Origin of the sequence: Marinomonas profundi, from assembly GCF_020694005.1 — a bacterium.
GTDB lineage: Bacteria > Pseudomonadota > Gammaproteobacteria > Pseudomonadales > Marinomonadaceae > Marinomonas > Marinomonas profundi.
Window position 1 is genome coordinate 391,496 of sequence record NZ_CP073013.1, and the last position, 22,272, is coordinate 413,767.

Genomic DNA, 22,272 nt, shown 5'->3' on the forward strand with positions numbered 1-22,272 from the left:
TAAAGTCAACTTGATTAAAATGGACTTACTTAAAAATAAGCGCCACCGCTTCTACCGCGATGCCCTCTTTACGACCGATAAAGCCGAGCTTTTCCGTCGTCGTGGCCTTTACATTCACAACATTGATATCTACGGCTAAGTCTTCGGCAATATTGGCGCGCATAGCATCGATGTACGGGCGCATTTTGGGCGCTTCAGCCATAATAGTGACATCAACATTGCCCACATAAAAACCCAAAGCCTGTATTTCCTGATAAGCACGCTTTAATAAAATACGACTATCGGCGTCAGCAAACGCGGCATCTGTATCAGGAAAATGCTTGCCGATATCCCCCAATGCCGCCGCGCCTAGCAAGGCGTCCGTTAAGGCATGCAACACCACATCGCCATCAGAATGAGCCATCAATCCCTGCGTATAAGGAATAAAAACACCGCCCAATACAATGTGATCACCCTCACCAAATTTATGAACATCAAAACCATGACCAACACGAAACGGCATCATGATAATTACTCCTGTGCTATGAATGGTACTTACTGTTTAGATTTGAAAGACGGGGGTTTGCTGGACTTGTTTTTGCTTTTGCTTTTGCTAGGCTTTTTTTAATTAGGTTTTTCTTTGCTAGATAGGTAAAAAGCGCTTCTGCGATCAACACATCTTCGGGCAAGGTGATTTTGATATTGCTGTTTTCTCCGACAACCAGGTCAGGGTGCCACCCCATGAACTCCATCGCGGAACATTCATCTGTGACAGCAATGCCTTGCGCTTGCGCTTTCTCTAATGCGTCCAACAAGGCTCGAGCAGGAAACCTCTGTGGCGTCTGCGCCAACCAGATAATATTTCGATCTAACGTTGTTTCAACAATCGCAGAACCACACTGCTGACGCTTGACCGTGTCTTTAGACGGCACAGCCAACAGCGCGCCCTGTTCTGAGTGATGATGAATGATTCGCTCCAACGCCGCATGAGTTAACAACGGCCTCGCCGCGTCATGCACCAAAACATCTTGCTGTTTTATTCCAGTAAGATTGAATAAGTAGCGCAACCCCTCTTGCACCGTGTCACTTCGCTCCTTACCGCCAACAAAACAATGCACTGAGTCATGGTCACACCATTTGGAATCCGACCAATAAGCGTCTTCTGCACTAATGCCAACAAGCACACCCGCCACCAAAGGGTGCGAAATAAAAATATCAATCGTGCGATCAAGTATGGTGTGACCCGCTAAAGACAAATATTGTTTTGGACAGCTGGCTTGCATACGCTGCCCCACTCCAGCGGCGGGAATAATAACCCACAAAGGCAACGTCATTTTTTGTTCACCATGCGATAAAAAACCTCACCGTCTTTAATGTACTGTAATTCACTACGGACACGTTCTTCCACCGCCTCTTCCCCTAAGCGAAGATTTTCCACTTGGGCTCTGAGCGCTTGATTACGCTGTTTAAGGCGCTGATTAATACGTTCCTGATAGGCAACTTGTTTTGCAAGCTCTTCTTGACGTTTAACGCCCTGCTCACCAAAGTACAAATGATAAGATTGGTATCCAATGGCACAGATAAAAAAAGCCAGTAACAAACGCGCCATAACATCCTCAAAGCCTAAAAAACATTCCCTTCACCATAAAATTAAAGCCAAAGGAATTGAAGTAAAAATATAAAAAAAGGGAGAACTTGGTTCTCCCTTTTAAGGTCAAGGCACTTTTTAGATCAAAGCACTTTTTAGATCAAAGCAATATTACGCCTGACCTTTGATCTCAGAGCGACCTTTATAAGGGGCTTTACCACCTAATTGCTCTTCGATGCGTAGCAATTGGTTGTATTTAGCAACACGGTCAGAACGGCACAAAGAGCCAGTTTTAATTTGACCCGCCGCCGTACCAACAGCAAGATCTGCAATCGTCGCGTCTTCTGTTTCACCAGAACGGTGAGAGATAACAACCGTGAAACCAGCGTCTTTCGCCATTTTGATTGCGGCTAACGTTTCAGTTAGCGAACCAATTTGGTTAAACTTAATCAAGATTGAGTTGGCAATACCGTTGTCGATACCCCGTTTCAAAATTTTAGTGTTGGTAACGAATAGATCATCGCCTACTAATTGGATTTTATCACCCATTAGTTTAGTTTGGTGTGCGAAACCATCCCAATCGGACTCATCAAGACCATCTTCGATAGAAACAATAGGGTATTGCTTAGTAAGGTCTTGTAAGAAAAGGTTAAATTCTTCTGAAGTGAATTTTTTCCCTTCCCCTTTAAGATCGTAGATATTGGCTTCTTTGTCGTAAAACTCAGACGCAGCACAATCCATCGCCAAGGTAATGTCTTTACCAAGCTCGTAACCCGCTGCCGCAACCGCTTCTTTGATCACAGCCAACGCTTCCGCATTAGAAGACAAATCAGGCGCGAAACCACCTTCATCACCCACTGCGGTACTCAAGCCACGGTCGCTCAATACTTTTTTCAGTGCATGGAAAATTTCAGCACCGTAACGCAACGCTTCACGGAAGTTTGGCGCACCAACAGGCTGAATCATGAACTCTTGGATATCAACATTATTGTCAGCATGTTCGCCACCATTAATGATGTTCATCATCGGCACCGGCATGGAGTAAACGCCTGGCGTACCATTGATGTCTGCAATGTGAGCATATAATGGGACTTTCTTAGAAATCGCTGCCGCTTTCGCCGCCGCCAAAGACACCGCCAAAATAGCGTTAGCACCAAAGGTAGATTTGTTTTCTGTGCCATCAAGATCAATCATAATTTGATCTAATGCAGCTTGAGCAAGAGCATCTTTGCCAATTAGGGCTTCACGAATTGGACCGTTTACCGCCGCAACCGCTTTTAACACCCCTTTGCCTAGATAACGACTTTTGTCGCCATCACGCAATTCTAACGCTTCACGAGAACCGGTAGAGGCACCAGACGGTGCACACGCTGAACCTACGGAACCATCGGCTAAAATAACATCCGCTTCGACGGTAGGGTTACCACGAGAATCTAAAACTTCTCTGGCTTTAATATCAACGATTTGACTCATAACAAACCTCTTAAAATAGATGAAAAATCACAAACTGCCTGTTTGCATGACTGAGTCCTTTGCACGATGTTACGAGCGAAGCCAAGACGAGGCAAAAATAGGCGAAAAATGCAGAGTTTATACATTATAAATGAGCATTTTGAGTCTATTTTTAACAAAGTATTGGCAAGCACAGTAGTCGTGCAGTGGGCTCTATTTATTTTTCTTTTCCTGCATACTTCAGCGCCGCATGTACAAAGGCACTGAACAAGCCATGTCCATATCTAGGAGTAGACGTAAACTCTGGGTGGAATTGACAAGCAACAAACCATGGATGATCCGCAATTTCTATCATCTCAACCAAGGAATTGTCTTCTGAATGACCTGAGATCGTCAGGCCTGCCTTTTCCAACGCAGCCACATAAAAGTTGTTTACTTCATAACGATGACGATGGCGTTCTTTAATCACTGCTTTGCCATAAGCTTCAAAGGCTTTAGTGCCTTCCGTAAGATTACAGTTCTGCGCGCCAAGACGCATCGTACCGCCTAGATCGGATTCCTCTGACCGGATTTCTTTGGAACCCTCTGCATTCGTCCATTCTGTAATCAGACCAACGACTGGGTTCTCTGCTTTTAAGTTGAACTCGGTGCTGTGAGCACCCGCCAAGTTTGCCACATTACGAGCAAATTCGATAACCGCCACCTGCATCCCCAAACAAATGCCCAGATAAGGCACTTTGTTTTCACGAGCATACTGAGCCGTTAATATCTTACCTTCCACGCCACGCTCACCAAAACCACCGGGAACCAGAATAGCGTCCATTCCTTTCAAACACTCTGTGCCTTTTTCTTCAATGCTTTCAGAGTCAATATAATGCAACTTAACCTTGGTACGAGCATGAATACCCGCATGGTCCATCGCTTCAATCAAAGACTTGTAGGCATCCAATAACTCCATGTATTTACCGACCATGGCGATATTAATTTGTTTTTCTGGGTTCAATTTCGCTTGCGTCACTTTATTCCAAATATCCAGATTTGGCATATCGCAATCAAGGTTAAAATACTCAACAATTAAGTTATCTAAACCTTGGTCATTTAACATTTGTGGAATACGGTAAATAGTATCCGCATCAGGAAGGGAAATAACCGCACGCTCTTCAACGCTGGTAAACAACGCGATTTTCTTGCGCTCAGGCGCTTCGATAGAAACCTCTGAACGGCAAATCAAAATATCTGGTTGAATACCAATAGAACGAAGCTCTTTTACAGAGTGCTGAGTAGGTTTGGTTTTGGTTTCACCCGCTGTACGAATATAAGGCACCAAGGTCAAATGCATAAACAAGGCGCGACGTGGACCTAATTCTACTTTTAATTGACGGATGGCTTCTAAGAAAGGTTGTGATTCAATATCCCCAACCGTACCGCCAATTTCAACCAAGGCAACATCAGCGCCTTCGGCACCAGAAATAACACGGCGTTTGATTTCATCAGTGATGTGAGGAATAACTTGAACCGTTCCACCAAGGTATTCACCACGACGTTCTTTTTTAAGAACATGTTGATAAACACGACCGCTGGTGAAATTATTGCGCTTGCCCATTTTTGTGGAGATAAAACGCTCGTAATGGCCAAGGTCTAAATCCGTTTCGGCGCCGTCTTCTGTGACATACACTTCGCCGTGCTGGAAAGGACTCATGGTGCCAGGATCCACATTGATGTAGGGATCTAGCTTTAACATGGTGACTTTTAGACCACGAGATTCAAGGATAGCGGCCAAAGAAGCTGCTGCCAAACCTTTACCAAGAGATGAAACTACACCGCCTGTAACGAAAATATATCGTGTCGCCATGAGTGTTTAACCCGCCTTAAGATATGAAAAAATGAGATTTGAAGGCACATAACAATACACCCTCAGGACGGGGGAAAATAATAACATCACAAGGCATTCCACTCAATGTAAAACACAGTTGTTTTACATTGAGTGGAAGCTTCACATTAGGGAAAAACGCAACCCACTAAAGCGCGGCTACAAATCTAATTCTAGAATAGGTGTTTTTGAACGCGAGCAACAGGGCATAACCAGCTTGCCTTGTGCGTGTTCCTGATCGGTTAAAAAAACATCCCTATGGTCTGGAATACCCTCTATCACACCCGTTTGACACGTACCACAAACGCCCGATTCACAAGACACCGCTAGAAAAACGCCGTTTTCATCCAAAACCTCAAAGATACTTTGGTCGGCCTCAACATCAAACACCTCCCCAGTGCTGTGTATTTTGACTTTAAAAGCGGTGTTTTCACTCACTTCATCACCCAATGCCGGTGCCGCAAAAAACTCACGATGTAAACGCGCCTCAGGCCACCCCAACCTATTCGCCTGCAGTAACACATAATTAATGAAGTCAGCAGGACCACAAATATACAGCTCTGAATCAGCAAGGTGCTGAGACAGAATACGCGTCACATCCATCCGACCAGAACTCGCCACTTGGCTGTAATGAAAGTGCATCTTGTCCGCAAAAGAACTGTTTTCTAACGCATTAGAAAACGCCGCGGTTTCGGGAGACTTAGCACAATAATGAAAATCAAACGGCAAACCTACTTTTTGCAACTGTTGCGCCATGGGCAACATCGGCGTCACGCCAATACCACCCGCAATCAACAAACTATGTCGCTTTGTTTGCATCAATGGAAAATGATTCTTGGGTGCACTAACCGACAACGCATCGCCAATTTTTACTCTATGCACTTCCGCCGATCCACCTCTGGACTGGGGGTCTTTTAACACCGCAATCTCATAATACTGTGCGTCTGCCGGCAGTCGACACAATGAATATTGGCGAGTCAAGCCACTGGGCAAATGCAAATCAATGTGCGCTCCCGCTTCAAAAGCAGGCAAAGCGGAACCATCCTCACTGCCCAACACAAGACGCACCACGCCTTGCGCTTCAGTTACCACATTTCTTACCACGACCGGAATCATCTGGCACTCCTAAGCTATTATATTTAAAGGCTAGAGAGCAATCTAAGCTACTCTCTAGCTGGCACCGAATGAGATTAAAATGAAATCGTCTGCAGCGGCGCAGCAGCCTGAGATGACGCCGCGCTGACCTGCTCTTTAGATACCTGCTCTTTGGCTACCTGTTCTTTGGCAATCAATCGATCAATGACTCGTCTGGATTGCACCCCACCCGCATCAATATCCAACTTTAATAAATCATAGTCTGGAAACGCCAATAAGTTTTCTTGTTGGCGTTCAAGCACCTCTAAATCCTCAGCAAAAATGCCACCTTGCCCCTCTCGAATAGTGTCGGTTAGCGCCTGATCTTCGGGTTTAAAGTTACGCGCCATGCCCCAGAAATACCAAATAGAGGTCTCGGTTTCCGGTGTAATAAAATCCACTACCGTACTGCTGGCTTTTTTATCCGCAGGGGCGTCAAAGCCACCATTACCTGCGTGAGCAACACCCACGTCTATCATTACATGAGAAGGTGGCGAAAATCGGCAAATCTGCCAACGGTCAACTAAAACATCACCCGCCAATCCATTACCGCGCAGCGCCGCTTGCCAAAATGGCGGCGCCATAATATTTTCCATAAAACGACTGGTAATGACCTTATCCCCATCCACCGTCGTAGAAACAGGAGACTCATCGATTTCCTTTTGACCAATGCTGCTGGCGTGCACATAGGTCTCATGAGTCAAATCCATTAGGTTATCCACCATCAGGCGATAATCACAATTAATATGGTACAAGCCTCCACCATAAGCCCATTCAGGACTGACGGCCCATTCCAAGTGAGGAATCAGTGTTTTATCGGCTTGAGACTGATCACCTGGCCACACCCAAATAAAACCATAACGCTCTTCAACCGCGTAAGATTTCATGCACGGGAAACCTTTTACACGCTGCAATGGCATCTCTTTGGTTTTACCATCGGCGCCCATTTTTAAACCATGATAACCACACACCAAAAGCCCTTCTTCGACATAACCTAAAGACAAGGCCGCGCCACGGTGTGGACAAAAATCCAATACCGCGGCGACTTCATTGTCATGGGATCGATAAAAGGCAATGCTTTCACCACAAATTTTACGGCCGAGAGGTTTGCTGCCCGCAACCTCTTCAGACGTGGCGGCGACATACCAGGTATTTTTAGGGTAAGTTTGCTGACTCATTGAAATTCTCCTGCTATTATTTTATTTATTGGATCCAATATAACCCAAAAACCAAACAAAACAAGACTGAAATGCACAAATTGGATCCATAAAACACATTATGAATAATAGGCCACAGCCTAAATGCTTGAAAAATAAACGCTTCTCTATTGGATCCAATTATTACTTTTTTAGCTGTATTTACGTTATGATTGTTTTTTATCAACAAAACAGAGACAAGCGCGATGAACAAACCCGGACAGCACGTTATCAGCCGATTGCGACAAATGATTTTGTCGGGCGAGCTCACGTCTGGCCAGCGCCTCGCCGAAATACCTACCGCTGAGCAACTTGGCGTGTCACGCACACCGGTACGTATTGCCTTTAGAACCTTGGAGCAAGAAGGCTTACTGACTAAGTTATCTGGACGTGGCTATATTGTTCGTCAAGTGACACAAGCTGAAATCAGCGGCTCCGTCGAGGTACGAGGCGTATTAGAAGGATTGGCAGCAAGACAAGCCGCTGAAAATACCTTATCGAAAGACCAAGCCGATGAGCTAGTGCAACTCCTGAAACAAGGCGACGACCTGTTTGCCAAAGGCAGCATCAGCGAACAAGATCTCGCCATCTATCACGACATGAATCAGCGTTTTCATCAAATCATTATAGCTGCCAGCTTAAATCCAGCCATTGCCGAGGCGTTAAGCCGCAACGAGCATCTGCCTTTTGCTTCGGTTAGCGCATTGGCTTTTGACCGCAACAATCTAACCTCAGAATATCGACGTTTTAATTTCGCTCATATGCAACATCATGCGGTATTTGATGCCATCAGTCATGGGCAAGGCAGTCGCGCCGAAGCCATTATGCGAGAACACGCCAACGCCACACTAGGCTATGCAAAGACATTTTCTCAAATGAAAGAAAAAGGCGAAAAAGTGCAGGTTATTAATGGCCTAAACGCGATTGATGGCCACTGATCAGCTAACCACCGATAAAAGCACACGGGTAAGTTCATGCTAACGCCTCCTGATCAATAACAAAAATAGGAAAACCCATGCCCCTTGAAATAAACAAACACTATAAAAATTCGTCCGATGTGCAAATCGCATTAGATAAAATCCAAGCGTATACGAACAAACCAAACCGTACGTTAATCGGCTTAACCGGAGGCCCAGGCTCAGGTAAAAGTACCCTCGCCAAGCATTTGTTAGATCACTTTACGACGCAACAAAACGCACACGTCATTTGCCTGTCAATGGATGGCTTTCACTTATCTAAAGCTCAACTTAATGCACTGCCCAATGCAGAAGAAGCCTTTGCTAGACGAGGCGCACCTTGGACATTTGATAGCTTAGCCTTTGTAGAGCGCGTCAAAAAGATTAAGCACGCTTATCAACAAAACGATATTTTGTGGCCAAGCTTTGACCATGCCCTTGGCGACCCTATTGAAGACGATGTGAAAATCAACAAAGACATTAAAGTGGTATTAATTGAAGGCTTATACCTACTGCATCAACAAGATGGCTGGCAAGAATCGCAAGCCCTATTTGATGAACACTGGTTTTTAGACATTCCCGTTGACGTGGCCATCGAGCGCTTAGCAAAACGCCACATGGCGGCATGGGGATTCAGCCATCAGCAAGCCATGGAGCGCATTCAATTAAACGATGGACTCAATGCAAAACAGGTAGAAAGCAGTAAAAAACAAGCAGATTGGTTATTGAGAGTCTAGTATCGCTCTAGGCTCTATCTCGTGCTCAGCTTTTCTCTCATTATGCTTTTTGTGCCGCAATCGCTTCCGCGCTTCTCTCAAAGGTTAGATTGATTCGTAGAAACATGCCTTGAATCGCTTCGATCTGATTGGAGTTCCCCACTAAGACCACTAACTCGTCATATAAAACATCACAGGCTTTTTCAAAGCCATCATCACACCGACCTTTGCTTGCCAATAAAAAAGCCTTCGCCAAGGAGGCCTGCCAATGGCTTAACGACTGCAGTTGTTTTCCCGCTAAACCTTCACAAATTGAACGCAAACGAATCGAAACATGACCGAGGTTTAGAGCGGTTAACGCCAAGTCGGTAATCGCACGAGATTGAGAGCCTTGATCATAGTTCGTTAAACGCAATAATCGGTCGGCCATGCGACGATTGTACCAAGCCGCTGGACTGACATGCTGATCAATCGCTAACAAGTCTTGGTAAGTGGTTTTAAAAATCCGATGGACTAACAGCTGAACACTGGGCCCAGTAATAAGATGAAACACCCAAAATAAAATACACACGCCGGCAAAAATCGCGATGCCAGAGCTTAATGTGTTGTCGATGGAAAAAGCCCGACTCATGTCCTTGCTTGGGCTCACTAGAATGGAAAAAGGAATACAAAAACCTAAACCATAAGGCAAGGTTTGCCGATCAGCCAAAAGCAACAAACCGATAAAATACGGCCCAGCCAATACCAGCAATAGAATCTCCAACTGCCCAGAACTTTGCGACAATAAATTAAGCGCGAAAAAAACCGCCACAACAACCGCCACAACAACGCCTATTAGCAACCTTTTCAGCACCACTTTAAGCACCATCAAAGGCAGCCGAGCCAGCATGATGGAAAAAATCACCGGCAAAATCATGATCATCAAGGCCGCCGTGGAGCCAGTACCCACCCAGATAAAGGCGCCAATCAGAAAAACAACCGTAGTTCGAACACCAATCATTAACCCCGCCAGTGGATCGCGATAGGTCAACATACTAGGCGCATTTAATAAGGTACTGTCCCGTTCCTCTAACGCTCGATAGGCTCGCAATAGAACCGTCAGTTCGGAGGTAATCTCTGAAGCAATATTGAGCATATGTGATTCGAAAGGGAGATCAAAATCATTACTCGAACGGTAACGAACAAGATCACTGCGCAATGTCTTAACTTGTTCTAGGCAATACTCAAAATCATCAGACGCGGCAATCTGCCCAAACGCCTCTCGTAATTGATCAAGAAGTTGACTGAGAGCGGGCGTCACCAACTCCCTATGCCGACGCTGTAAACGGCCAAAAATCTGTACCAACGCCAATAGAGATAACACCTTTTGCGCTAATTGGTTCGCAGCTCGTGTACGCCCGGGGCCTTTAGGACCTTCGTAACTCACCGCGCTAGCATCCTCACTGACCATGCCCAATGTCGCCATAATACTGTCAATGTCTTTATGGCGCGTTTCGTGAGAACCCGACTTATCTAATTCTGTGACCAAATACTGTAATGTCTGATTAATGACCGACCTTGCTTGGCGCTGCAAACTGTCTTTCACTTTGACAGGCCAAAACAGATGACTGACAACACCGGCACAGATGGACCCGATAACAATTTCGCTTACTCGAGCTTGAGCAATGGCAAACACCACCTGACTGTCCGCGGTTGATGGACTGGCCATCACCATCAAGACAACAATTTCAGCTGTCACCGCGGCCATGGCAAAGGCATAGACAAAATTCGCTTGGCGCACCATAGCCGATAAAGCCGCATTTAAGCCTAACCATAGCGCCAACAACCCTAACGCCACATAAGGGTACGCCATGAATTGGGTCAACAACAAAATACCAAATAAGCCACCGACGATAGTGCCAATAATCTGGCAAAGGGCTTTTTCAACCACCAACCCACTTTCGGGACGCATCTGTAAAAAAATGGCCGACACCAAAGCCCAATAAGGTCGATCAAGGTTTAAAGAAAACGCTATCGTTAACGCCATTACCATGGCAATCACGCCCTTGAGTGCAAAAATAACCGTCGACTTTTCAGGTAAAAACAGATTACGAAGCACGATTTCCAAAGCTATCTCTCTCCTGACGGCTTAGTAAGATGAATAGTCGCCGTCATGCCAGCGCTCAGTTGAGTACCGTCCGGTAACGAATCTAGCTTTATGTCGACAGGAATGCGCTGTGATAAGCGCACCCAGTTAAAAGTTTGCTGAACCTGCGGTAAAAGTTGCCCATCGCTTTGCGTATTGGTGTTCGCTATGGCTTTACCAATACTCAACACATGGCCCGTTAATGGCTTTCCACCGCTTAACAAGGTGATTTTTGCCTGTTGATTCAAATGCACGAGTGGGATTTTAGTTTCCTCAAAATACCCCGTGACATAAAAGGAATCAGACTGAACAATGGCAAACACCGAAGCGCCTTGCCCAACATAATTTCCCTGACGCAAGTTCAAGTTAATAATATGACCCGATACAGGCGCATAAACTTGTGTACGCTCTAAATTAAGTTGCGCCGTTGCTTGTTGAGCGACGGCCAAATCATAGTTGGCTTTCGCAATATCGGTACCAATACGGGCTGATTCTAAGTCCTCAGCACTAATGGCTTCTTGGCTTAACAAGGCCATGCGGCGCTCATACTTATGCTTCGCCAACTGCCAAGCATACAAGGCATTCTCGGCAGTTGCTTTGCTTTGATTTAACGCGGCTTGATAACGCTGTTGATCCACACTAAACAGTAAATCGCCCTTGTTAACCGTTTGATCATTGGCGATGTTCAAATTCGTCACCCAACCGGACACATCAGGGCTAACCGTGACGATGTCAGCACGAACACGCCCATCACGAGTCCAAGGTGAATGCATGTAATCATTCCATACCCATCGACCAGCAAAAAATGCCGCGACAATAACCACTAAAGTGACAAGAATACGCAGATATTTCGTCATTGATTTATCTTCCACCCAATACATAAACAATTAATGCCAAATAACACACGAACAAAGACACTTCAAACCAAGCCACTTTCCAAATACGGTCATGCCAACCTAAGCGATGAAGAATAAAACGCGTTAACGCTGAAAATAAGAAAGCAATCGGAAAGTAAACCACCAGCGGGCTAAATTCCAACCCACTAAAAACAACAGTCTGAAGCATCATGAATATCCTGTCATGTTAAGACGGTAGGCAGTGTAAGGAGAGCAAGAAAATGCTTCTCTAAGCTAAGAATAGAATTATATCGAGATAACACCAAATAAATGTGCAGCTAACAGCCAAATAAAAGCACAACAAAAAGCACAACTAGCTGATTCAAAAAGCCTATCTTGGAAAGGGCAAGATTGCACTTACTTGCCATTGAATATTGAGATGCGAATAATGGGGGTGACACCAAAGATCACCGATGGCCACTAAAGTATCGCCCTGATACACATACGGAAGATGGTCTCGCCACCAACTTGGTATCACCTCATCGTTAAGCCATTTTTTCAACTTTCGGGTTTTACCATTCGTCATGAGTAAACTTTCGCTTTGGGGACGAGCTTTTAATGCACAGCCATTACCACTGACACTAATACAATCAAATGAGCGTGTTACTCTAACACCCGACATCAAGGTCGCCAATATCACACCCTCGTCTGGAGGAAGAAGGTAAATCGCGTTTTGATGGCGCATAATCCGGCCATGGGAAAATACAAACTCAGGCTGTTTGTCTTGTGCAGCAGAAAACATCGCTTCCACACTTTCCAGTTGAGCTTGGGTTAATGACACCCCATTAGCTTGCAAAAAATGTCGCCACCAGAAAAGTCGTTCATCGACCGGTTTATTCGCAATATAAGATAAATCCAAGCCACCAAATGCATTACACCAAACCGCCAACTGCTGTTGCGCAAATTGCGACAGCATGGCGTAATCTGTCGCCATACGTTGGCTGCTAGACACAATATTGCGCTCCATGGCGGGAAAACGCGCCGTTAAAACGGGCACAACACGGTGGCGAAGAAAATTGCGGCTAAAGCGTTCATCATGGTTGGATTCATCCTCAATCCACACAAGCTGATGCTGTTTGGCGTATACCTCAATGTCCGCTTTTGACGCCATTAATAAAGGACGAATCAAACGAGCATGACCGTCGCCAAGTTGTCTTTCTTGCGGAATACCAATTAAGCCTTTGCCTCCAGTACCGCGCAGCAAGCGAAACAACACCGTTTCCACCTGATCGCCAGCGTGATGGGCAAGCAAAATCACATCCTGATCAGCCATTACCGTTTGAAAAGCTTGATAGCGGGCATTACGCGCCGCATTTTCGAGAGACGCCTGAGCGTCTAATTGCACGCGCTCGGCCACAAAAGACACCGCAAGGTTTTCAGCAATAGACTCACAATGCCTTAACCAATCATCGGCGTTAGCGCTCAAACCATGATGCACATGAAGCACGGTGAGTTTTTGTTTTTGCGCTGTAGAAATTTGGTTCACCAACGCGTGCAATAAGACATGGGAGTCTACCCCGCCACTAAACCCAATCCACACTCTATTTGCTCTAGTAAACACAGAGTTAATCCACTCAGCATTGAATCGAAGAGGAGATAAAGCGATAAGTGGCTTAGCGGTTGAATGTGTCATCATAAAGTCTAAGGGTAAACTACCTTGGAGCGAACCAAAAACCTAACAAATAAAAAAGCCCCCTAGCGATAGGAGGCTTTTTAAGAAAACAAAAGCTTACAAACCGTAAGACATTAGACGGTTATAACGACGCGCCAATAGCTCTTCTGTCGTTAACGCTTCCATACGATCTAATGCGGCCAGTACATTTTGTTTAAGGCTTTCCGCAATTTGCTCATGGGCGATATGCGCACCACCAAGCGGCTCCGGAATAATCGTATCCACAAAGCCAAGCTCTTGTAGACGCTGGGCGGTAATGCCCATGGCTTTCGCCGCATCAGAAGCACGGTCTGCGCTCTTCCATAAAATGGATGCACAACCTTCTGGAGAGATAACCGAGTAAGTGCCGTATTGCAGCATCATTAGCTCGTCACACACACCAATTGCCAACGCACCACCAGAACCACCTTCACCAATGACGGTAGAAATGATCGGCGTTTTAAGGCGCGACATAACGGCCAGATTAAAAGCAATCGCTTCACTTTGTCCGCGCTCTTCAGCGCCGATACCCGGATACGCTCCAGGTGTGTCGATTAAGGTGATGATAGGCAAATTGAAACGCTCTGCCGTTTCCATAAGGCGCAACGCCTTACGGTAACCTTCTGGGCGAGGCATACCAAAATTACGCAACACTTTTTCTTTTACTTCACGGCCTTTTTGATGACCAATCACCATCACCGGACGACCATCTAGACGAGCAATGCCGCCCACGATAGCGCGATCATCCGCGTAATGGCGATCACCGTGCATTTCTTCGAAGTCAGTAAAGACGTGCTTTATATAATCCAATGTATAAGGGCGTTTTGGGTGACGCGCCAATTGAGACACTTCCCATGCCCCTAGATTACTAAATAAATTTTTAGTCAGCGCGGTCTTTTTGTCTTCTAAACGACTGATTTCATCGCTTATATTAAGATCGTTATCGTTACCGACTAAACGTAACTCTTCAATTTTTTGTTCGAGCTCAGCAATCGGCTGCTCAAAAGGGAGATAATCTAAATTCATGTTTAATTACACTACTGTTTGGTTGCCATCAAATTTAAAGGTAAAAGGCGAGTAGCCATTTGCTTTATCGTTCTGTTTAGCGAGTTTCTACGCCAACAATTCCATTGCATAAACGATTAAATGAAACTAAGTATACACTAACTGAACATTTTGTTTACCGTATTGTTTCTGAAGTTGGTGAATTAATTCGTCATCGGGACGAACTTTCCAACCACTTCCTAGCCGAATATCACCACAAGCCTGTGGTGTGTCGAAGCCTATTACGACATCACAACCATCCCCTCGATAGGATTCCATGGAATTCGCTAGCGCCTGTATTTCTGTGGGTGTCACCGTTTCTGAGGTCCACGTAATTCGTAATGCCTCAACATAACGAACCCTAGCCTGAGCAATATCGAGAATATTTCGAGCAATCACTTTTTGACCACCACGAAATTCATCGACGGTAATTTCCCCTTCCACCACAACCACTTCGTCTTTGACAATAACGTTTTTAAAAGTGTCATAGCTATCAGGAAACACCGTCACCTCAATACGAGCAGAACGGTCATCTAATGTAACAAAGGCAATGTTACCACCTTTTTTGCTCTTGGTAATCCGCAAGTCTACGATCAAGCCTGCCATGATCTGCGTATCACCACGCTTAGGCTGTAAATCCACAATTTTTGAACGAACAAAGCGACGAATCTCTTTTTCATACTCATCAATGGGGTGACCCGTTACATACAAACCCAACGTGTCTTTTTCCCCGTCAAGCCGCTGACGCGGTGGCCATTCATGCTGTATTCCTATTTCTTTATAGGCGTCCTGCGTATTTTCTTCTACCGCAATGCCGAATAAATCCATCATGCCAGCATCTTGGTTTTTAGCATCCTGCACTGCGCGTTTTAGCGCTTCATCGATACAGGCAAACAGTGTCGCACGATTCGGACCTATGGTGTCAAAAGCACCGGAACGCACCAAGGCTTCCATCACGCGTTTATTCACTTTTCGCCCTACTCGCTGACAGAAGTCAAAAATATGCTCAAACGGCCCTTCTTTACGCGCTTCCACAATGGCGTCAATCGGACCTTCGCCCACGCCCTTGATGGCACCAAGACCATAAACAATGGCCCCTTTTGGATTAACGGTAAATTTAAAGACAGACTCATTCACGTTCGGCAACTCAAGTGCCAACTTCATTGAACGACACTCTTCAATAAAAATAACGATCTTATCGGTGTTCTGCATATCGGCAGACAATACCGCCGCCATAAAGGGCGCAGGGTAATGATTTTTTAACCAAGCGGTTTGATAAGAAACCAACGCATACGCGGCCGAGTGGGATTTGTTGAACCCATAACCGGCAAATTTTTCCATCAAGTCAAAGATGTTACCCGACAGATCTTTATCGACATTGTTTTTGAGTGCCCCTTCCATAAAGATCAAGCGTTGTTCAGCCATGACCTCGGCTTTTTTCTTACCCATGGCACGGCGCAATAAATCGGCCCCCCCAAGAGAGAATTTCGCCAACACCTGAGCGATCTGCATTACCTGCTCTTGGTACAAGATAATGCCGTAGGTGGGTTCCAACACTGGAATCAAATCTTGATGCTGGTAATCGGGATGAGGGAACGCCAGCTCTGCGCGACCATGCTTACGATTGATAAAATCGTCCACCATGCCAGAGCCCAATGGCCCCGGACGATACAAGGCTACCAAGGCGATAATATCTTCAAAGCGCGACGGCAAAAGCTTTTTAATCAACTCCTTCATACCACGTGATTCCAGCTGGAATACCGCGGTGGTTTCTGCACGTTTCAATAAGTCGTAGGTGGTATGATCTTCTAGATCTATCAAAGAGATATCTAACGGCGGTTTGCCTTTCAGCTCATTGATGGTATTGATATTTTTAACCGCCCAATCCACAACCGTGAGCGTTTTTAGACCCAAGAAATCGAACTTAACCAAGCCCGCTTCTTCAACGTCGTTTTTATCGTACTGAGTCACCAAACCCGATCCATCTTCCTCACAATAAAGTGGGGCAAAATCAATCAGTTTAGTGGGGGCGATCACGACCCCCCCAGCGTGTTTACCAAAGTTACGCACTACGCCTTCTAACGAAATCGCCATTTCCATGACTTCGGCAGCGTCTTCGTCTCCGGCTAAAAATTCTGGTAATGCTGGCTCTTCTTCCAAGGCTTTTTTAAGCGTCATGCCGATTTCAAAAGGAATCAGCTTCGATAATTTATCGCCTAAACTGTAGGGCTTGCCTTGCACCCTTGCAACATCGCGCACCACGGCTTTTGCTGCCATGGCACCAAAGGTAATAATCTGCGACACCGCGTCTCGCCCATAAGTGCGAGACACATAGTCAATCACTCGGTCACGATTATCCATGCAAAAATCGATATCAAAGTCCGGCATGGATACCCGCTCTGGGTTCAAGAATCGTTCAAACAGTAAATCGTATTCGAGCGGATCTAGATCGGTAATTTTAAGGGCATAAGCCACCAAAGAACCGGCACCAGAGCCTCGCCCAGGACCAACAGGAATATCATTGTCTTTGGCCCACTGAATAAAATCCATCACGATTAAGAAGTAACCGGGAAACCCCATTTGATTGATAATGGTTAACTCAAAATCCAAACGCTCCCAATACTCCTGACGCCGCTTTTCAATTCGCTCGCCATACTTTCTGGTCAAAAAATCAAAACGCTCTACTAGGCCGTCATAAGACAACTTACTAAAAAACGCTTCCATCGTCATGCCTTCTGGCACAGGATAATCTGGCAAGAAATATTTACCGAGCAACACGTCAACACTGCAGCGCTTGGCGATTTCTACGGTGTTTTCAAGCGCCTCAGGGATATCTTGAAAAAGCACGGCCATTTCTTCTGCCGTTTTGAAATACTGTTCTTCCGAATAGCGACGCTTACGGCGCGGGTCATCTAAGGTCACGCCATCATGAATACAGACACGCGCTTCATGCGCTTCAAAGTTCTCTCGCTTTAAAAAACGCACATCATTGGTCGCCACTACGGGGCAATCTAATTCACTGGCCAATGGCACAACCGCGTGTATATAGCTTTCTTCGCCAGCACGACTGGTGCGTTGCAGTTCAATATAAAAGCGATCAGGGAAGACAGACATCCAATGCGCTATTCGGCTTTTGGCCTGTTCTTGCCGACCTTTTTGCAGCAAATAACCAACATCACCAAAACCTGCGCCAGACAAAGCAATCACATCTTCACTGTGCGCCTCTATCCAGTCTCGCTGCACAATAGGACGACCTTCTACTTGACCTAATTGATAGCCCTTCGAAATAATGGCGATAATATTTTTGTAGCCCTTGTTAGATGTCGCCAACAAGGTAAAGCGATAACGCGAATCCACCTCCTCGTCTTCGGCAACGACAACATCTGCCCCGCAAATCGGTTTAATGCCTTTCTCCATCGCCCCTTTGTAAAAACGCACAAAACCACAGAGGTTGTTTTCGTCGGTAATGGCCACGGCTGGCATAGACATAAACTCGGTAGTACCAAGCAAGCCTTTGATTTTCACCAAGCCATCAACCAAGGAAAACTCGGTATGGACTCGTAGATGTATAAACGATGTGGACAAACTATTATCCCTCTAAAATCTTTTTTACTGGCGCAAAACTGCGTCTATGAATCGGCGTAATGCCATGCAAGCGAATCGCTTCAAGATGCTGTGCTGTTGGATAACCCTTATGCTTCTCAAATCCATACAGTGGATACATCTCAGCGGCTTTTACAATGTCCCTATCCCGAGTGACTTTTGCCAAAATAGACGCCGCCGAAATCGCTGCCTGACGTGCATCCCCTTTCACAACCGCTTCAGCAGAACAAGGTAAATTGGGCGGTATACGGTTGCCATCCACTAACACATGCTCAGGAACGACAGACAGCAAGGCCACCGCTCGTGACATGGCCAGCATACTGGCATGAAGGATATTAATCTGGTCAATTTCTTCTAGTGTGGCACTGGCAATACCATAAGCTAAGGCTTTTTCTTGAATCTCAATAAATAAAGCCTCGCGCTTTTTCTCTGTTAATTTTTTGGAATCTGCCAAGCCAGTAATCGGCCGCTGCGGATCAAGGATCACCGCGGCCGCAACCACTTCGCCAGCCAACGGCCCTCTTCCGGCCTCATCGGTTCCAGCCAATAAATCACCAAAATACAGTTGACTAACAAAAGGCTCCATTACTTCACCTTGTTTTCAAGCATGGTAATAATAGCCTGCGCAGCTTGTGCACCAGCGTCTTTTCGTAACATTTTATGCAAATCAAGATACTTAGCTTGAATGCGTTTATCACCAACAAAAGCCCGCCACGTTTGCAGCAAGCGTGTGGCCAAATTGTCCGGCGTGGCGGCGTCTTGTAACAATTCGGGCACTAAGGTTTCATTCGCCAACAAGTTGGGCAAAGACACATAGGGGACCTTTATCATTCTTTTCATAATGGCGTAGGTCAGCTTATTAACTCGATAAGACACCACCATAGGACGCTTTACTAGCATGGCTTCTAATGCCGCAGTCCCAGACGCTAACAAAATAGCATCAGACGCTGCCATAACGGTACGTGATTGCCCATCAATTAAAATCGCCTCTGCATTTGCCGCTTGCAATATTGACTCTAATTGCACTCGTCGCTCTTTATTTGCGGCAGGCATTAAAAAGACCGAGCTGGGCTCTTTTTGCTTAATCAGCTTCATGGTATCAATAAAAAGCGGAGCAAGACGAGCCACTTCACCTTCTCGAGAGCCCGGTAAAATAGCAAAAACAGGGCCTTTAATCTGCCCCAAATTGAGCGCTTCTCTCGCAACACTGGCATCGCTTTCCAAGGGAATATCATCTGCTAATGTATGGCCAACACAAACCACGGAGATATTATGTTGATGATAAATCGGTAGTTCAAAGGGAAATAATGCCAACATAAGATCAACGGATTTTTTGATATTAAAAATACGCTTTTGACGCCAAGCCCAAACGGACGGGCTGACATAATGGACGGTGGGAATGCCTGCTTGCTTTAATTTTCTCGCCAGCGGCATATTAAAATCAGGAGAATCTATACCGATAAAAGCCGTCGGTGGATTTTTCAGACAAGACTGATACAAACGTTTTCGTATCCCCAGCAACTCGCGTAAACGCCCCAGCACTTCAACTAAGCCCATTACCGACAGCCGATCCATCGGCACTAGACTAGTAAAACCCTGCGCCTCCATTAGCGGACCACCAATACCTTCAAATACAGCATCAGGCTGCAATACTTTTAAATGGGATATCAGGCTCGCGCCTAATATATCGCCGGAAGCTTCACCCGCTACCAAGACATAACGTGTCACAGACGCCGTTTTCATTGCTACAACCTCTATAAATAAAAAACCCCGAAATAATCCGGGGTTTTCTTTGTAAACGTGGCGCCTATCTGACAATTCCACGCTTTGACTGGCGAATCGACAAGACAAAATCAGCCACTTCAGGAATAAGAAAACTATCGCCTTGTTCCAGCTCTAACAAGGCTGTTTCGAGTGTCAAACCTTTCAGATAAACCATTTTATACGCTGTACGCAAGGCACGTATAACCTCCGCTGGAACACCTCGACGACGCATTCCTTCAAAGTTCATACCATGCGCTTTAGCCGGATTTCCAGAGATCATCATATATCGAGGCACGTCTTTAGCAACCATCGAACCCATGCCACACATGCTAAAAGAATTCACCTGACAAAACTGATGAATCCCCGTATAACCACCAAGAATAACATGGTCACCAACTTGGACATGGCCCGCTAACGCTGCAAAGTTAGCCAATATATTGTGATCACCTACGATGCAGTCATGGCCCACATGCGTACTTGCCATAAACAAATTATGACTACCAATGAGCGTAATCCCGTTATCCTGAATAGTGCCACGATGAATCGTGGCATTTTCACGAATAACGTTATTATCCCCCATTATCAGCTGCGTTGGTTCACCCTTATACTTTTTGTCTTGGTTTGCCTCTCCCACGGAAGCAAACTGATAAATTTCATTATTAGACCCAATTGTTGTATGACCATTAATAACAACATGCGATTTAATAACACTACCAGCCCCAATTTTTACATTCGGTCCGATCACACAAAAAGGACCGATATCCACACTGGAGTCAATCTCTGCTTTCGAATCGATTAAAGTAGTTGGATGTATCGCCACTATATCTTCCTGTCTGCACACAAAATAGTTGCAGAGCACGCCAGCTGTCCATCAACCGTTGCTCTACATTCAAATTTCCAAATACCACGTTTTTCAGTAATGATTTTTGCCTCTAACTGCAAGCGATCACCTGGCACAACCGGACGCTTAAAGCGGAGTTTATCAGAGCCGACAAAATAATAAATAGAACCATCTTCTGGTTTTTTATCCATTGTTTTGAAACCTAAAATACCGGCAGCCTGTGCCATAGCTTCAATAATCAAAACCCCAGGCATCACTGGGTGATCTGGAAAATGGCCATTAAAAAAAGGCTCATTAATCGTGACATTTTTATACGCTACAATGGACTCATTTAAATTCAGTTCAACAACACGATCTACCAATAAAAACGGGTACCTGTGAGGTAAGTATTGGCGGATTTCATTTACGTCCATCATTTATTTATCAACCTTCTCTAAAAACTTATTGACCTGTTGTTTTAGTTGAGCAAACTGCTTTGCCATTTCATCTATTCTTCTCACTCGAGCCACTGTTCGACGCCATTTTCCCGTCGGCTCCATTCCCATCCCAGAAGAGTAAGACCCCGCTTCTGGAATAGAGTGACTAATCATACTCATAGCCGTGATATGTACTTTATCGACAATAGTTAAATGCCCACCAATTCCGACACACCCGGAAATAGTACAAAACGAACCAATTTTAGTGCTTCCGGCAATCGCAGTGTTTCCAGCTATTGCTGTATTATCGCCAATTACGACGTTATGAGCAATTTGAACTTGATTATCTATGATAACACCATGGCCTATTTGAGTGTTTTCTAGCGCGCCACGATCAATAGTTGTATTGGCCCCTATTTCAACATAATTGCCAATAACAACAGCCCCCAGCTGGTCAATCTTTTCCCAACCGTCTATTTTCGGCGCAAAGCCAAAACCGTCGGCGCCAATTACTGCACCACTATGAATAATACAAGCCTCGCCAATCTCCACATCATGATAAAGCGTAACATTGGGGTATATTCGAGTACCTTGGCCTATACTAACGCCCCGACCAAGCACACAACCAGCGCCAATAACGCTGCCTTCAGCGACATAAGCATCATCGTCAATCACCGTATTTGGCCCAACCACAACGTTTTTAGCAATCGTCGCCGTGGGCGAAATGACAGCACTTTGATGAATGCCAGACCAACACTGGGTTATCGATGTAAATAAATGAGATAGCTGGGCAAACGCTAGGTAAGGGTTTGAAACAATAATGGCATGATCAACCAATTGCGCTAATTCTTCGCTCTTAACAAGAACCGCGCCCGCCGTAGTCGATCCAAGCAAGCTTTGATATTTGGGATTAGCAAGAAAGCTCAACTCATTTGGTGCCGCCTTCTCCAGCGTGCCTAATTTCTCTATCACTAGACTGGCATCGCCTTTCACCTTACCTTGAACTTTATCCGCCAACTGACCTAGCGTATAACCCATAAA

Annotated in this window: 20 protein-coding genes; 2 read left to right on the forward strand and 18 right to left on the reverse strand. The window is 45.4% G+C overall.

Annotation, left to right across the window (positions count from 1 at the left end):
- Positions 1-25: 25 nt before the first annotated feature.
- The 7 genes from ispF to J8N69_RS01790 form a co-directional block, all read right to left on the reverse strand.
- Positions 26-505: a 2-C-methyl-D-erythritol 2,4-cyclodiphosphate synthase gene (gene ispF, locus J8N69_RS01760; protein WP_168825696.1), complete on the reverse strand. Its 480-nt coding sequence runs from the start codon at positions 503-505 to the stop codon at positions 26-28.
- Between the two features lie 16 nt (positions 506-521).
- Positions 522-1,313, reverse strand: a complete 792-nt coding sequence (gene ispD, locus J8N69_RS01765; protein WP_168825698.1) for a 2-C-methyl-D-erythritol 4-phosphate cytidylyltransferase — start codon at positions 1,311-1,313, stop codon at positions 522-524.
- On the reverse strand, positions 1,310-1,588 hold the full coding sequence (locus J8N69_RS01770) for a septum formation initiator family protein (protein WP_168825700.1): 279 nt from the start codon (positions 1,586-1,588) through the stop codon (positions 1,310-1,312). Before J8N69_RS01770 ends, ispD begins: the two co-directional genes overlap by 4 nt.
- Before the next feature lie 150 nt (positions 1,589-1,738).
- Positions 1,739-3,040, reverse strand: coding sequence for a phosphopyruvate hydratase (eno, locus tag J8N69_RS01775; protein ID WP_168825702.1), 1,302 nt, complete (start codon positions 3,038-3,040; stop codon positions 1,739-1,741).
- A 196-nt stretch (positions 3,041-3,236) separates the two neighbouring features.
- Complete coding sequence (locus J8N69_RS01780) at positions 3,237-4,871, reverse strand: CTP synthase (protein WP_168825704.1); 1,635 nt, start codon at positions 4,869-4,871, stop codon at positions 3,237-3,239.
- Positions 4,872-5,048: 177 nt separating this feature from the next.
- Positions 5,049-6,005, reverse strand: coding sequence for a PDR/VanB family oxidoreductase (locus tag J8N69_RS01785; RefSeq protein ID WP_168825706.1), 957 nt, complete (start codon positions 6,003-6,005; stop codon positions 5,049-5,051).
- 74 nt (positions 6,006-6,079) lie between these two features.
- The gene (locus J8N69_RS01790; RefSeq protein ID WP_168825708.1) at positions 6,080-7,201 is read right to left on the reverse strand and encodes an aromatic ring-hydroxylating dioxygenase subunit alpha; all 1,122 of its coding nucleotides are present in this window, start codon (positions 7,199-7,201) and stop codon (positions 6,080-6,082) included.
- A 224-nt stretch (positions 7,202-7,425) separates the two neighbouring features.
- Between J8N69_RS01790 and J8N69_RS01795 the strand changes: the two genes are divergently transcribed.
- Entirely contained in the window at positions 7,426-8,157 is a 732-nt protein-coding gene (locus J8N69_RS01795) for a GntR family transcriptional regulator (protein WP_168825710.1), read from the forward strand.
- Positions 8,158-8,234: 77 nt separating this feature from the next.
- Complete coding sequence (locus J8N69_RS01800) at positions 8,235-8,912, forward strand: P-loop domain-containing protein (RefSeq protein ID WP_168825712.1); 678 nt, start codon at positions 8,235-8,237, stop codon at positions 8,910-8,912.
- 40 nt (positions 8,913-8,952) lie between these two features.
- On the opposite strand, the gene J8N69_RS01805 is transcribed toward J8N69_RS01800, so the two are convergent.
- The 11 genes from J8N69_RS01805 to lpxD form a co-directional block, all read right to left on the reverse strand.
- Positions 8,953-10,989: an FUSC family protein gene (locus tag J8N69_RS01805; RefSeq protein WP_227804017.1), complete on the reverse strand. Its 2,037-nt coding sequence runs from the start codon at positions 10,987-10,989 to the stop codon at positions 8,953-8,955.
- 11 nt (positions 10,990-11,000) lie between these two features.
- Positions 11,001-11,873, reverse strand: a complete 873-nt coding sequence (locus J8N69_RS01810) for an efflux RND transporter periplasmic adaptor subunit (RefSeq protein WP_168825716.1) — start codon at positions 11,871-11,873, stop codon at positions 11,001-11,003.
- Positions 11,874-11,877: 4 nt separating this feature from the next.
- A complete protein-coding gene (locus J8N69_RS01815) occupies positions 11,878-12,084 on the reverse strand; it encodes a DUF1656 domain-containing protein (RefSeq protein ID WP_227803942.1) in 207 nt (68 codons plus the stop codon).
- Positions 12,085-12,243: 159 nt separating this feature from the next.
- On the reverse strand, positions 12,244-13,548 hold the full coding sequence (gene tilS / locus J8N69_RS01820) for a tRNA lysidine(34) synthetase TilS (protein ID WP_227803943.1): 1,305 nt from the start codon (positions 13,546-13,548) through the stop codon (positions 12,244-12,246).
- Positions 13,549-13,641: 93 nt separating this feature from the next.
- A complete protein-coding gene (gene accA, locus J8N69_RS01825; protein WP_168825720.1) occupies positions 13,642-14,589 on the reverse strand; it encodes an acetyl-CoA carboxylase carboxyl transferase subunit alpha in 948 nt (315 codons plus the stop codon).
- 126 nt (positions 14,590-14,715) lie between these two features.
- A complete protein-coding gene (dnaE, locus tag J8N69_RS01830) occupies positions 14,716-18,192 on the reverse strand; it encodes a DNA polymerase III subunit alpha (RefSeq protein WP_168825722.1) in 3,477 nt (1,158 codons plus the stop codon).
- A 4-nt stretch (positions 18,193-18,196) separates the two neighbouring features.
- Positions 18,197-18,796, reverse strand: coding sequence for a ribonuclease HII (rnhB, locus tag J8N69_RS01835; protein ID WP_168825724.1), 600 nt, complete (start codon positions 18,794-18,796; stop codon positions 18,197-18,199).
- Positions 18,796-19,953, reverse strand: coding sequence for a lipid-A-disaccharide synthase (gene lpxB, locus J8N69_RS01840; RefSeq protein ID WP_168825726.1), 1,158 nt, complete (start codon positions 19,951-19,953; stop codon positions 18,796-18,798). Before lpxB ends, rnhB begins: the two co-directional genes overlap by 1 nt.
- A 64-nt stretch (positions 19,954-20,017) precedes the next feature.
- Positions 20,018-20,794, reverse strand: coding sequence for an acyl-ACP--UDP-N-acetylglucosamine O-acyltransferase (gene lpxA, locus J8N69_RS01845; protein WP_168825728.1), 777 nt, complete (start codon positions 20,792-20,794; stop codon positions 20,018-20,020).
- Positions 20,794-21,231, reverse strand: coding sequence for a 3-hydroxyacyl-ACP dehydratase FabZ (fabZ, locus tag J8N69_RS01850; RefSeq protein ID WP_168825730.1), 438 nt, complete (start codon positions 21,229-21,231; stop codon positions 20,794-20,796). Before fabZ ends, lpxA begins: the two co-directional genes overlap by 1 nt.
- Positions 21,232-22,269, reverse strand: a complete 1,038-nt coding sequence (gene lpxD, locus J8N69_RS01855; protein WP_168825732.1) for a UDP-3-O-(3-hydroxymyristoyl)glucosamine N-acyltransferase — start codon at positions 22,267-22,269, stop codon at positions 21,232-21,234.
- Positions 22,270-22,272: the final 3 nt, after the last annotated feature.